Source organism: Paraburkholderia sp. SIMBA_027 (assembly GCF_046535315.1).
GTDB classification, from domain to species: domain Bacteria; phylum Pseudomonadota; class Gammaproteobacteria; order Burkholderiales; family Burkholderiaceae; genus Paraburkholderia; species Paraburkholderia tropica.
The window spans coordinates 451,103-463,808 of record NZ_JAWRWY010000005.1 but is presented as its reverse complement, the minus strand read 5'-3'; the positions used below and the strand labels follow the sequence as shown (position 1 = coordinate 463,808).

Sequence of the window (12,706 nt, the reverse complement as noted above, 5' to 3'; positions counted from 1 at the left end):
TCGCGCTAGAATCCCGTCACGCCGTCGCCGCCGCGCCCGTCGCGCGCTGCGCCACTCACCCGAAGAAAAACGCCACATGAACGACGATAACGCGCTGTTGCGCCGCGAACGCGGCCTGCTGGTCCTGCTGGGTCTGATCTGCCTCGCGCTGCTGGCCGGCGCACTCTATATGCAGTACGTGGAGCATCAGGACCCGTGTCCGCTGTGTATTCTCACGCGCTACTTCACGCTGCTGATCGCCGTGTTCGCCTTCCTCGGCGCGCGTCTGACGAGCTGGCGCGGCGTGCGCGTGCTCGAAGCGCTCGTCGTGCTGTCGGCGGCGGGCGGCATGGTCGCCTCCGCGCGTCTCGCCTGGGTGCAGGCGTTCCCGAGCTTCAGCTGCGGCTTCGATACGCTGCAGCCGATCGTCGACGCCCTGCCGCCCGCGCACTGGCTGCCCGGCGTCTTCAAGGTGCGGGGCTTGTGCGAAACCACCTACCCGCCGATCCTCGGTCTGTCGCTGCCGCTGTGGTCGCTGGTGGCATTCGCGGTGATCTTCCTCGCGGTGCTCGCAAGCCTGTGGAGCAACCGCCGCCGTCAGGTGTCGTGGCCCGGCATCCGTCGCTGATTCCGCGACGCTGATCCACCACGTCGATCTGGATTGCCTGCCGCGCCGCCCGCCCTGGGCGGCGCGGTCGTTTGCGGCGGTGGTTTCCGCTCGCCGGGCCCGCTCAAAGGGCCGCAACACGCTCCGCGAAGCGGCTGCAAAGTCAACGCTACGCCGCGCCTGACATGGTCGCCGGCTGATAACCCCCATCATGCGCAGGGAATACTTTTCAGGCGCTGTCAGTGCTAAATTCGCAACTGGATGGCGATCTACGTGCGCGAGGCCGATCAAGGCTCGCCTGGTTTTTGCGTAACGCGCGCCTGATCCGCAATGTCTCCCGGGCTTCACATGACAACGCAAACCATCCGATCCGTCCGCCGAGGCGCCGTGCATTCAGTGCATCTAGTGCATGCAGCGCCCGCCAATGCACGCTTGACGCGTCTATTCCGGCTTCTTCCCGCCTCTGGCCGTCCGTCCACGCATCTTCTCCAGGTGCGGATCCGTCATCTCGTCGATATCGACGCTTCGCGAGCGCTCGACCGCCGCGCCGCACGCGCAATGACGCTGCGTCGTCGCGAACCACTTGGGTTCTGGCATGCTCGAACCCTTGAGCGCGCGGCAGCGTCACGCCGCGCGCCACGCCATGACGATCCACCGGCCGCGCGCCCGACGCGCCGCCACGCCGTTTTGTAGGAGAAGCACCCGATGCAAGCCTGGCTCACCGATCTGCAGCAATTGCTCGCGCATGGCGACGCCGCCGTGCTCGTGACCGTCGCGCGCGTGGAAGGTTCGGCGCCGCGCGAGGCCGGCACGAAGATGATCGTCACGCGCGAGGCCGCGCGGCACACGATCGGCGGCGGCCATCTGGAATGGAAAGCCATCGAGATCGCCCGCCAGGTGCTGCGCGACGGCATGCGCACGCCGCACGCGCGCCGTCTGGAGCGCCTTGCGCTCGGCCCGAGCCTCGGCCAGTGCTGCGGCGGCGCGGTCGTGCTGGCATTCGAGCGGCTCGACGTGGCCGATCTCGGCTGGCTCGCCACGCTGGCGCGCCGGCTCGCCGCGGGCGCATCGACCGTTCGTAGCGTATCATTCCGCTCCTCGCGGAATGGCGACCCGTCCGGCGGACCTGCGAGCCCGACCAGCTCGGCGAATCCGGCAAGCAGCGCGGACACCGGCGTCGACGCCGTCCTGCTGTCCGAGCCGGAACCGGGCGCGCAAGCGGCCGACTGCCTGCTCTGGGACACCAGCGCGGCCTCGCCCGGCGCCAGCACGATCCTGCTCACCGAGATCATCGCGCCGAACGACTTTCCCGTCGTGCTGTTCGGCGCGGGCCACGTCGGCGCGGCGCTCGTGCGCGTGCTCGGCACGCTGCCCTGCCGCGTGCGCTGGGTCGACGCGCGCGACGCGGCGTTTCCCTCGCCGGAAGCGTTCGCGGCGCTGGGCGCGCCGAACGTCGTCATCGACGCCAGCGACGCACCCGACGACGCCGTCGACGCCGCGCCGCCCGGCACCAGCTTCATCGTGATGACGCACGATCATGCGCATGACCTCGATCTCGCCGAACGCATCCTGCGACGCGGCGACTTCGTGTTCTTCGGCATGATCGGCTCGCACGCGAAGCGCAAGCAGTTCGAGCACCGGCTGGCCGCGCGCGGCATCGACCCGATGCAGATCGCGCGCATGAACTGCCCGCTCGGCGTGGACGGCATCGTCGACAAGTCGCCCGAGGTCATCGCCATTTCGGCCGCCGCGCAGTTGCTGCAGGCGATCGAGGCGGCCTCGGCGCCCGCGCGCTCGACAGCCGCCATGCCCCATTCCGCGTGATGTCACTTATTGAACGAACAGAATCGACCGACCACACCATGACGATCACGACCCACGCCAATCCGCTGGTCCAGAAGGCCTTCGGCGCACCGAAGGCCGAGCTGCACATCCATATCGAGGGCTCGCTCGAACCCGAACTGATCTTCGCGCTCGCGCAGCGCAACAACGTGACGCTCGCGTACGAATCGATCGACGCGCTGCGCGCGGCCTACGCGTTCACCGACCTGCAATCGTTTCTCGACATCTACTACGCGGGCGCGAGCGTGCTGCTGCACGAGCAGGACTTCTACGACATGACGATGGCGTACTGCGAGCGCGCGCTCGCCGACCACGTCACGCACACCGAGATTTTCTTCGATCCGCAGACGCACACCGAGCGCGGCGTGTCGATCGACACGGTGGTCGCGGGCATCGACCGCGCGCTCGCCGACGCCGAAAAGCGCGGCCTCACGAGCAAGCTGATCCTGTGCTTCCTGCGCCATCTGAGCGAAGCCGACGCGCTCGCCACGTGGGACGCCGCGCTGCCGCTGTTCGACCGCTATCCGCGCATGATCGGCGTGGGCCTCGACTCGTCGGAGCGCGGCCATCCGCCTTCGAAGTTCGAGCGCGTGTTCGAGAAGGCGCGCGCGAAGGGCCTGAAGCTCGTCGCGCACGCGGGCGAGGAAGGCCCGCCCGCCTACATCTACGAAGCGCTCGATCTGCTCAAGGTCGACCGTGTGGATCACGGCGTGCGCAGCATCGAGGACCCGGCGCTCGTCACGCGCCTCGCCGACACGCGCGTGGCGCTGACCGTCTGCCCGCTCTCGAACACGAAGCTCTGCGTGTTCGACGACATGACGCAGCACACGCTCAAGCAACTGCTCGACCAGGGCGTCGCGGTCACGGTCAATTCCGACGATCCGGCCTACTTCGGCGGCTACGTGAACGAGAACTACAGCGCGATCATCGACGCGCTGAAGCTCGACGATCAGGAGGTTTATACGATTCTGCGCAATGGCTTCGAGGCGTCGTTCGTGACGCCGGAGGAGCGCGCCGCGCTGATCGCGAAGCTCGACGCTTACTGGACGGCGAACTGAGCCGCAACGCGTTCGGCAAGCGCGGCGAGCGCTGCACGCGTTGCAGCAGGCCTCGCCGCCGCGCTGCCTGATCGGCACGGAACGCATCTGCACCAGACGCATCGGCCCGGGCAGCGCCCATGACGCACGAAGCAAGTTTCAGGGAACGGCGCACGCGCGCCGCGCCTGGGGCGCTGTCGCGCCTCGATTTGTCGACGCCCGGTTTTCGCCGCCGATAAAGAAAGCCGACGCCGGACCGACGACGGCGCGCCGCGTTCTCAGGAGCGGCGCGCGCGATGCGCGCCAATGCGATGACGAAGCCATGACGAAGCGCGCACGCAAGCTGCTGACGAATACCTGAATTTTCCGGAGACGAAGGACTCATGACTCAATCGGCTTTTCGCGCAAAACTGTTGACGTTCACCGGCGACCCCGCGCAGTCGCCCGACGCCGCCGTGTTCCACGAGGACGGCGTCGTGATCGTCGAGGATGGCCGCGTGGCCGCGTCCGGCGCGTGGTCCGCGCTCAAGGACCGCGTGAGCGACGGCGCGAGCGTGCAGGACCTGCGCGACAAGCTGATCGTGCCGGGCTTCATCGACACGCACATTCACTATCCGCAGACCGACATGATCGCGTCGCCGGCGCCGGGCCTGCTGCCGTGGCTGGAAACGTACACGTTCCCGACCGAGCGCGGTTTCGCCGACGAAGCCGTGGCCGCCGACACGGCGCGCTTTTTCGTCGACGAACTGCTCGCCAGCGGCACGACCACGGCGCTCGTCTACTGCACGGTGCACAAGCAGTCGGCCGACGCGCTCTTCACGGCGAGCGAGGCGAAGAACCTGCGCATGGTCGCGGGCAAGGTGCTGATGGACCGCCACTGCCCCGAGTTTCTGCGCGACACGCCGCAAACCGGCTACGACGACAGCGCCGAGCTGATCGCGCGCTGGCACAACAACGGCCGCCAGATGTACGCGCTCACGCCGCGCTTCGCGCCGACCTCGACCGAGGCGCAGCTCGAAGCCTGCGAGGCGCTCGCGAAGGCGCACGGCGACATCTTCATTCAGAGCCACGTGGCCGAGAATCTCGACGAGGTGGCATGGGTGAAGTCGCTGTTTCCGCGCCAGCGCAGCTATCTCGACGTCTACGACCATTACAGCCTGCTGCGCCGCCGCGCGGTCTACGGCCACTGCATCTGGCTCGACGACGAGGACCGCCGCCGCATGGCCGAAACCGGCGCGGTCGCGGCGCATTGCCCGACATCGAATCTGTTCCTCGGCAGCGGCCTGTTCGACTTCGCCAAGGCGCAGGAGACGCAGATGCCCGTAACGCTCGCGACCGACGTGGGCGGCGGCACCTCGTTTTCGATGCTGCAAACCATGAACGAGGCGCACAAGGTCGCGCGCATGGGCGGTCATCATCTGACGGCCACGCGCATGTTCTGGCTCGCGACGGCGGGCGCGGCGCAGGCGCTCGATCTCGCCGACAAGATCGGCACGCTCGCGCCGCAGTCCGAAGCCGACTTCGTGGTGCTCGACCCGAAGGCGACGCCGCTGCTCGCGCGCCGCACCGCGCGCGCGGACTCGCTCGAAGAACTGCTGTTTGCGTTCGCCCTGCTCGGCGACGACCGCGCCGTCTACGAAACGTATGCGGCAGGCGCGCGCGTGCATAGCCGCGAGCAAGCGCGACGTTAAGGCGTTATCGCGTCGAACCAGGCGCTGGAGCGAACAGCCCAAAACAAAGCGCGCCGGACCTTGTGGGTCCGGCGCGCTTTTTTTCATGCGCTGCGGCGAGTGGAATCGCGCGGCTTACTTCGCCTGCGCGTTGCCGGGCGCCGAAGCGGGAACCGGCGCGGCCGCCTCGTTCGGCGCGCCGCCCTGCTTGTCGAGCGGCAGCTTCACCTGCGTGACCGTGCCGTTCTGCAGCGGGAAATTCGCGAGCGCGCTGCGCACGAGGTAGGGCATCACGCGCACGAGCGAGGGATCGTCGCCCGAGGTGCGCGCGGAGACGTTATAGACCTCCTTGCCGCTGCCCTTCTCCGTGATGCGGATCGACAGCGCATGCGAATAGACCGGATAGCTCTGGTTCACGTAGGCCGGACCGTACGGTCCCCAGGGACCCCACGGATTGAACGGCCCCCAGTACGGGCTCGGCCACGGGTTGTAGAACACAGGCTGGGCGACCGTCACGGTGTCCATGCGGCTGCCGTAGGCGAGGCCCACGAGATAGCGCGCCTGCGGCTCGGGCACCTGATGGAACGCCTGCACGTCGAGCCCGTCGGCCACGAGATTCTCGTAGGTCGACTGCTCGATGCTGTGTTCCTGAGTGGGATTGCGCGTGAACGCATAGGTGCGCGTGGCGTCGCTGCCGCCGTTCCAGGCGGAGAACGCGGTCACCTGGCTCGTCACGTACGTGGTACAGCCGGACATCGTCACGGCTAGCGCCGCCAGCATCAGCAGGGCGCGGCGGGTCCATCGGTCGGGCATCATGGTCTTCTCGTTGCAGTAGTGCCAGTGGTGGGAAAAGCGCAGTCGTGGGGACCGCGTGCTTCACCTGTTTGCGTTACGAATCAGCCGCCTCGCTTATTCCCTGTCTGATGCAGTTTCGCGAGCTGCGCGCCGGTGCGTCGAAAGCCGACTGAAATCGGGGTCGCGCTCGTTTTGCGGCAGCACGATCATACTGACTCGCGCGGCGCCGGGAAAGTTCGGCGCCGCCGCGCGCGGCCATTTGCTCATGATGCGCCTTCTGTCGCGAACCCCGCCGCTTTTTGTCCCCGCTTTTTGCCCCGACGGACAAGCGGCCCGCGCCTTTGTACAATGGGACGACAGGCCATCGCAGTGCGGCCTACCCTATCCGATTCGAGCCGCTCACCCACATTCGCCCATGCAAACCCTGTCCAATACCGCTACGCCTAACGTAATCCGCCGCGAAGACTACGCGCCGCCCGCCTTCCTGATCGACACCGTCGACCTCGAATTCGACCTCGTGCCCGAGCGCACCATCGTCAAGAGCACGCTCGCCGTGCGCCGCAATCCGGCGGCGAAGCATGCCGCGCATCTGGAGCTGATGGGCGAGCAGCTCGAGTTCATCGGCGCATCGATCGACGGCAAGCCTTACGAGCACGTGCGCACGCACGAGCATGGCCTGACGGTCGAGAACGTGCCCGAGTCGTTCACGCTCACGCTCACGGGCGCCTGCGATCCGGCCGCCAACACCACGCTCTCGGGTCTGTACGTGTCGGGCGGCAACTTCTTCACGCAGTGCGAGGCGGAAGGCTTTCGCCGCATCACCTGGTTCCTCGACCGCCCGGACGTAATGGCCACCTACACGGTCACGCTGCGCGCCGACAAGACCGCCTATCCCGTGCTGCTCTCGAACGGCAACCTGATCGCCGAAGGCGACCTGCCCGACGGCCGTCATTATGCGAAATGGGAAGACCCGTTCCGCAAGCCGAGCTATCTGTTCGCGCTGGTCGCGGGCAAGCTGGTGGCGCTCGAAGAACGCATCCAGAGCGGCTCGGGCAAGGAAAAGCTGTTGCAGGTCTGGGTCGAGCCGCACGATCTCGACAAGACGCAGCACGCCATGGACTCGCTGATCAACTCGATCCGCTGGGACGAGTCGCGCTTCGGCCTCGAACTCGATCTTGACCGCTTCATGATCGTCGCCGTGAGCGACTTCAACATGGGCGCGATGGAGAACAAGGGCCTCAACATCTTCAACACGAAATACGTGCTCGCGAATCCGGAAACGGCCACCGACGTCGACTTCGCCAACATCGAAGCCGTGGTCGGCCACGAGTACTTCCACAACTGGACCGGCAACCGCGTGACCTGCCGCGACTGGTTCCAGCTGAGCCTGAAGGAAGGCCTCACGGTGTTCCGCGACCAGGAATTCTCGGCGGCGATGTCGGGCGGCGACGAGAACGAAGCCGCGCGCGCCACCAAGCGTATCGAAGACGTGCGCGTGCTGCGCCAGATGCAGTTCGCCGAAGACGCGGGTCCGATGGCGCATCCGGTGCGTCCGGAAAGCTACGTCGAGATCAACAACTTCTACACGATGACCGTCTACGAGAAAGGCTCGGAAGTCGTGCGGATGTATCAGACGCTGTTCGGCCGCGACGGCTTCCGCAAGGGCATGGACCTGTACTTCCAGCGCCACGACGGCCAGGCCGTGACCTGCGACGACTTCCGCCGCGCGATGGCCGACGCCAACGGCCGCGACCTCGCGCAGTTCGAGCGCTGGTACAGCCAGGCGGGCACGCCGCGCGTGACCGTCGCCACGCGCTACGACGAAGCCGCGAAGCGCTACACCGTGACGCTCACGCAAGGCTACGCGAACGGCTCGCCCGCCGCGCGCGAAACGCAGAAGGGACCGCTGCATATTCCGTTCGCGATCGGCCTGATCGGCGCGAACGGCCAGGATCTGCCGCTCAAGCTCGACGGCGAAAGCGCCGCCAGCGGCACGACGCGCGTGCTCGAATTCACCGAAGCGCAGCAGACCTTCACGTTCGTCGACGTGAACGAGAAGCCGCTACCCTCGCTGCTGCGCAACTTCTCGGCGCCGGTGATCGTCGAGTACGACTACGCCGCCGATGAACTCGCCTTCCTGCTCGCGCACGACAGCGATCCGTTCAACCGCTGGGAAGCGGGTCAACGTCTCGCCACGCGCGAATTGCTGACGCTCGCCACGCGCGCGAGCCAGGGCCAGCCGCTGGAGATGAGCCAGGCGCTCGTCGAAGCGTTCCGCCGCGTGCTGACCGACGCCTCGCTCTCGCCGTCGTTCCGCGAACTCGCGCTGATGCTGCCGTCGGAAACCTACCTGGCCGAGCAGATGGCCGAGTCCGATCCGGCCGCCGTGCACGCCGCGCGCCAGTTCGTGCGCAAGCAGCTCGCGAACGCGCTCAAGGCCGAGTGGCTCGCCGCCTACGCGCAGAACGTCACGCCGGGCGCCTATGAGCCGACGCCGGAAGCCGCGGGCCACCGCGGCCTGAAGAACCTCGCGCTCTCGTACCTCGCCGAACTCGACGATCCCGCCGACGCGCTGCGCCTCGCGAGCGCGCAGTACGACGCCGCGAACAACATGACCGATCGCGCGGCTGCGCTGTCGGCGCTGCTGAACGCTTCGGCGGCCTCGGGCGGCGACGCGGCGAAGCGTGCGCTCGAAGACTTCTACGCGCGCTTCGAAAACGAGCCGCTCGTGATCGACAAGTGGTTCTCGCTGCAAGCCACGCAGCGCGGCACGGCGCAGCGTCCGGTGATCGACGCGGTGCGCGCGCTGATGCGCCATCCGGCCTTCAATCTGAAGAATCCGAACCGCGCGCGCTCGCTGATCTTCAGCTTCTGCGCGGCGAATCCGGCGCAGTTCCACGCCGCCGACGGCTCGGGCTACGCGTTCTGGGCCGAGCAGGTCATCGCGCTCGACGCGATCAACCCGCAGGTGGCCGCGCGCCTCGCGCGCAATCTGGAACTGTGGCGTCGCTTCACGCCGAAGCTGCGCGACGCGATGCGCGCGGCGCTCGAACAGGTCGCGAAGCAGGCGAAGTCGCGCGATGTGCGCGAGATCGTCGAAAAGGCGCTTGCCTGACGGACCATCGCGCGATGCGTTGATGCGTTGATGCGCTGACGCATCCAGCACGGCACGCAAGGCCGGCCCCGTGAACTTCATGGGGCCGGCTTTTTTTCGGCCTTTTTTTCGCGGATTTTTTTCGAATATTTTCCTCGCCGCAGCCCCTGCCCGGCGCGCCGGAGCGTGCACTGGCGGCCTTTTTGCCGTTTTACGCATCGGGCAGTCACAGCCCAGCGGGTAGAATTGCGCTATTCCCCAAGCTCCCCGGAGTACTGCAATGGCTTTGCACCGTCGTACCACTCTTACGAAATACCTGATCGAGCAGCAACGCGAGCACAAGAACCTGCCCGCCGACCTGCGCCTGTTGATCGAAGTCGTCGCGCGCGCCTGCAAGGCGATCAGCTTCAACGTCAGCAAGGGCGCGCTCGGCGACGCCCTCGGCACGGCGGGCAGCGAGAACGTCCAGGGCGAAGTGCAGAAGAACCTCGACATCCTGTCGAACGAAATCCTGCTCGACGCCAACGAATGGGGCGGCAATCTCGCAGCCATGGCGTCCGAGGAAATGGAAACGTTCTTCCCGATCCCGGCCAACTACCCGAAGGGCGAATACCTGCTGGTGTTCGATCCGCTCGACGGCTCGTCGAACATCGACGTGAACGTCTCGATCGGCACGATCTTCTCGGTCCTGCGCTGCCCGGACGGCCAGCAAGCCACCGAGGAATCGTTCCTGCAGCCGGGCACGAAGCAGGTCGCGGCGGGCTATGCCGTCTACGGCCCGCAAACCGTGCTCGTCCTCACGACCGGCAACGGCGTGAACTGCTTCACGCTCGACCGCGAACTCGGTTCGTGGGTGCTCACGCAAAGCAACATGCGCATTCCGGAAGACACGCGCGAATACGCGATCAACGCGTCGAACGCGCGTCATTGGTATGAGCCGGTCCAGCAGTACATTGGCGAGCTGAACGAAGGCAAGGACGGCCCGCGCGGCGAGAACTTCAACATGCGCTGGATCGCGTCGATGGTCGCCGACGTGCACCGTATCCTGAATCGCGGCGGCATCTTCATGTATCCGGCCGACAAGCGCGATCCGTCGAAGCCGGGCAAGCTGCGCCTGATGTACGAGGCGAACCCGATGTCGTTCATCGTCGAACAGGCGGGCGGCATGGCCACCAACGGCGTGGATCGCATTCTCGACATCCAGCCGACCAGCCTGCACGAGCGCGTTGCCGTATTCCTCGGCTCGAAGAACGAGGTCGAACGCGTCACGCGTTATCACCGCGAAGCCAAGAAGTAAAAAAAGATGCGAAAAGGGCTTGCGTTCCTGCGAGCACTTTTCTATAATCTTTCTTCTCTGATGTGACGCCGGAATAGCTCAGACGGTAGAGCAGCGCATTCGTAATGCGAAGGTCGGGGGTTCGATTCCTCTTTCCGGCACCACCAAGTTTCATCAAAAAGCCCAGTCTTCGGACTGGGCTTTTTGTTTTCCGGCTGCTTTTCTCCCTCTCCTCTAGCGGCGTGCAGCCGCTAACGCGCGTAGCGCCACGCGGACTGCGTCAACCACGTCATCCCAATTGCCCAGTTCGCGCTGCCTGAAAAGGCGCGCCGACGGATACCACGGACTGTCGTCGCGGTCGCTCATCCACCGCCAGTCGGTACACAACGGCAGCAACACCCACACCGGCACGCCCGACGCACCCGCCAGATGCGCGACCGAGGTATCCACCGTGATCACCAGATCGAGCGACTGCGCGATGGCCAGCGTGTCGTCGAAAGTCTCGATCTCGGGGCCGAGCGGCGTGATGTCGATACCGGCGGGCAACGCGGCCAGCTCACGCTCCGCGACGCCCTTTTGCAACACGAACCATGAGACCGGCGCACCGTCGATCGCGGACAGCGCGGGCAGCAGCGCGGCGAGCTTCATCGAGCGATAGCGGTCGAGGTCGTAATCCGGATTGCCGGCCCAGACGAGCCCCACGCACAGACGCCCAGGCGCGCAATGCGCCACCGCGTCGAGCCGGTTACGCCAGCGCGCGACGGACCCGGACGCCGGGCGCAGATACGGCACGGCGTCCGCGAGCGTATCGAGCGTCATCGCCATGTGCTCGGGCATGCGGAACATGCGGCACCAGTAGTCGTACGGTCCCGGCGGCAGCATGGCGCTCGCATGCCGAACGCCGCGCGCACGGCTCGCGATGCCGACCAGCGCCGCATGAACCCAGACATCGACGATCGCCCCACGGCGCGCGAGCCAGTCCGCACAACGCAGCAGTTGCACCTGATCGCCGAAACCCTGCTCGCCCAGCAGCAGAAAGCGCCGCCCGTCCACCGGCTCGCCCTGCCACTCAGCAAACGGCGGCCGAGCTAGCGTGCGGCTGTGATCGAAGCGTTCGTGCCAGCGATATTGTTTCCAGCCCGCCTCGTACTCGCCGTCGCGCAGCAGCGAAATCGCGAGATTGAACTGCACGGCGACGTCATGCGGCGCGAGACGCGCAGCCTCCACATTGTGACGGCGCATCCCCGCGAAATCGCCACGCATGTGCAACGCGTAGCCCGCGTTGTGATGGAGCAGCGGCAGCGTGGCGTCGATGGCGAGGCCTTGCCGCGCGACCTCGAGCGCAGCATCGAAGCGATCGAGGCAGTTCAGCGCGAATGCGAGTTCCTTGAGCGCCACGGCATGCGTGGCAAAACGCGCGCGGTAGGCGACGATCAGCGCGTCGATGTCCGCTTCGGGCTCGGGCGACAGACGCGCCAGCGTATTCAGCAGGTCGATGCCATCCTGCGCGGTCGCCTCGTCGAGCGACCACGCGCCTTGCAACGATTGCGCGGCATCGGCGAATCGCCCGGCTTGCAGATGCAGATCGGCAAGGCGTCGCGCCGCTTGATGCAGCGAGGGATCGCACGCGAGCGCTTGCTGGTAGTGCTCGCACGCTTCGTCCGCGCGGCCGGCGAGCTTCAGCACATCGGCGAGATTGCGATGCTGGCTGGCGGTGCCGCCGGAGAGAGCCAGCGCGCGGTGGTAAAACGCTTCGGCGGCGAGATGCTCGGCCGCGAGCGCCGCAATCAGCCCGCGATGCTCCCAGAGTGTGGCGTCGCCTGGCGCGATGTGAAGCGCCCGCTCCAGGCAATCGCGCGCCTGCGCGGTCTCGCCCGCGCGAAAAGCGGCGAGCGAGCGGCGATGCCACTCGTCCGCAGACGGTGCCGGGGATTGAATTTCGGGGTCGTTCATGAGGCGTTCGGGTGGCGTGTGCGACAGCGTGGCGACGCTGCGGATTCGCGCATCGGCCGGGTCTGCCGGCGGGCTCTGCCGCACATTTGAAGATAGCCGAACGCCCCGTCGGATCGAATCGGACGGTTCTGAATTAACGGTGCGACGTCAGCGCCGCTCCAGGTGCGCGCCCGGATACCAGGCCGCTGCGATCCCCCCGCGACGTTTATTCATGCGCGTTTGCTCAATAAATGCGTCCGGAAAGCGCTTCCAGCGAGTCATTAATCGACAGACTGGATAGAAACGATCGCTTACAGAGTTTTAAATGTATTTAAAGATTTCGCGTCAACGGACGTACATAATCGACCGTTGTAGAGAGATGGGGGTTTACCGCGAGAGCATGACCCGGCGAGCACCGCACCGTGTCAGCCAGAACGCCCGCCTGGCGCGGGATTGGCGAGGCTGAGGGCGCCC

10 protein-coding genes and 1 tRNA gene are annotated in these 12,706 nt (G+C 66.4%); 8 read left to right on the top strand and 3 right to left on the bottom strand.

Going from position 1 to position 12,706, the window contains the following annotated elements:
- Positions 1–76: 76 nt before the first annotated feature.
- The 5 genes from SB764_RS12510 to guaD all read left to right on the top strand — a co-directional run bounded on the left by SB764_RS12510 (position 77) and on the right by guaD (position 5,156).
- Positions 77–607 carry a disulfide bond formation protein B gene (locus SB764_RS12510; RefSeq protein WP_065058257.1) on the top strand — a complete coding sequence of 177 codons (531 nt, stop codon included), beginning with the start codon at positions 77–79 and terminating at the stop codon, positions 605–607.
- A gap of 684 nt (positions 608–1,291) precedes the next feature.
- Positions 1,292–2,410, top strand: a complete 1,119-nt coding sequence (xdhC, locus tag SB764_RS12505; protein ID WP_410863684.1) for a xanthine dehydrogenase accessory protein XdhC — start codon at positions 1,292–1,294, stop codon at positions 2,408–2,410.
- Positions 2,411–2,448: 38 nt separating this feature from the next.
- Positions 2,449–3,486, top strand: a complete 1,038-nt coding sequence (locus tag SB764_RS12500) for an adenosine deaminase (RefSeq protein ID WP_110327976.1) — start codon at positions 2,449–2,451, stop codon at positions 3,484–3,486.
- A gap of 40 nt (positions 3,487–3,526) precedes the next feature.
- The gene (locus tag SB764_RS12495) at positions 3,527–3,826 is read left to right on the top strand and encodes a hypothetical protein (RefSeq protein ID WP_110327975.1); all 300 of its coding nucleotides are present in this window, start codon (positions 3,527–3,529) and stop codon (positions 3,824–3,826) included.
- A gap of 22 nt (positions 3,827–3,848) precedes the next feature.
- Complete coding sequence (gene guaD, locus SB764_RS12490) at positions 3,849–5,156, top strand: guanine deaminase (protein WP_065058252.1); 1,308 nt, start codon at positions 3,849–3,851, stop codon at positions 5,154–5,156.
- A 114-nt stretch (positions 5,157–5,270) separates the two neighbouring features.
- Here the strand turns inward: guaD and SB764_RS12485 are convergent, their stop codons facing one another.
- Both SB764_RS12485 and SB764_RS12480 read right to left on the bottom strand, forming a co-directional pair.
- Positions 5,271–5,951 (bottom strand): DUF4136 domain-containing protein, encoded by a 681-nt coding sequence (locus SB764_RS12485; protein WP_065058251.1) that lies wholly within the window; start codon positions 5,949–5,951, stop codon positions 5,271–5,273.
- 93 nt (positions 5,952–6,044) lie between these two features.
- The gene (locus tag SB764_RS12480) at positions 6,045–6,197 is read right to left on the bottom strand and encodes a hypothetical protein (protein WP_181441014.1); all 153 of its coding nucleotides are present in this window, start codon (positions 6,195–6,197) and stop codon (positions 6,045–6,047) included.
- A 148-nt stretch (positions 6,198–6,345) separates the two neighbouring features.
- Here SB764_RS12480 and pepN point away from each other — a divergent pair, with 148 nt between their 5' ends.
- The 3 genes from pepN to SB764_RS12465 all read left to right on the top strand — a co-directional run bounded on the left by pepN (position 6,346) and on the right by SB764_RS12465 (position 10,464).
- Positions 6,346–9,045 carry an aminopeptidase N gene (pepN, locus tag SB764_RS12475; protein WP_410863681.1) on the top strand — a complete coding sequence of 900 codons (2,700 nt, stop codon included), beginning with the start codon at positions 6,346–6,348 and terminating at the stop codon, positions 9,043–9,045.
- 259 nt (positions 9,046–9,304) lie between these two features.
- A complete protein-coding gene (locus tag SB764_RS12470; protein ID WP_065058250.1) occupies positions 9,305–10,321 on the top strand; it encodes a class 1 fructose-bisphosphatase in 1,017 nt (338 codons plus the stop codon).
- Between the two features lie 67 nt (positions 10,322–10,388).
- Positions 10,389–10,464, top strand: a tRNA-Thr gene (locus tag SB764_RS12465).
- Positions 10,465–10,534: 70 nt separating this feature from the next.
- Here the strand turns inward: SB764_RS12465 and SB764_RS12460 are convergent.
- Positions 10,535–12,253, bottom strand: a complete 1,719-nt coding sequence (locus tag SB764_RS12460) for a tetratricopeptide repeat protein (RefSeq protein WP_110327994.1) — start codon at positions 12,251–12,253, stop codon at positions 10,535–10,537.
- Between the last annotated feature and the right edge of the window lie 453 nt (positions 12,254–12,706).

Coding starts and splice junctions, on each gene's coding strand:
- pepN (WP_410863681.1), top strand. CDS start 6,346: ATGCAAACCCTGTCCAATACCGCTACGCCTAACGTAATCCGCCGCGAA.
- SB764_RS12470 (WP_065058250.1), top strand. CDS start 9,305: ATGGCTTTGCACCGTCGTACCACTCTTACGAAATACCTGATCGAGCAG.
- SB764_RS12510 (WP_065058257.1), top strand. CDS start 77: ATGAACGACGATAACGCGCTGTTGCGCCGCGAACGCGGCCTGCTGGTC.
- SB764_RS12485 (WP_065058251.1), bottom strand. CDS start 5,951: ATGATGCCCGACCGATGGACCCGCCGCGCCCTGCTGATGCTGGCGGCG.
- guaD (WP_065058252.1), top strand. CDS start 3,849: ATGACTCAATCGGCTTTTCGCGCAAAACTGTTGACGTTCACCGGCGAC.
- xdhC (WP_410863684.1), top strand. CDS start 1,292: ATGCAAGCCTGGCTCACCGATCTGCAGCAATTGCTCGCGCATGGCGAC.
- SB764_RS12500 (WP_110327976.1), top strand. CDS start 2,449: ATGACGATCACGACCCACGCCAATCCGCTGGTCCAGAAGGCCTTCGGC.
- SB764_RS12480 (WP_181441014.1), bottom strand. CDS start 6,197: ATGAGCAAATGGCCGCGCGCGGCGGCGCCGAACTTTCCCGGCGCCGCG.
- SB764_RS12460 (WP_110327994.1), bottom strand. CDS start 12,253: ATGAACGACCCCGAAATTCAATCCCCGGCACCGTCTGCGGACGAGTGG.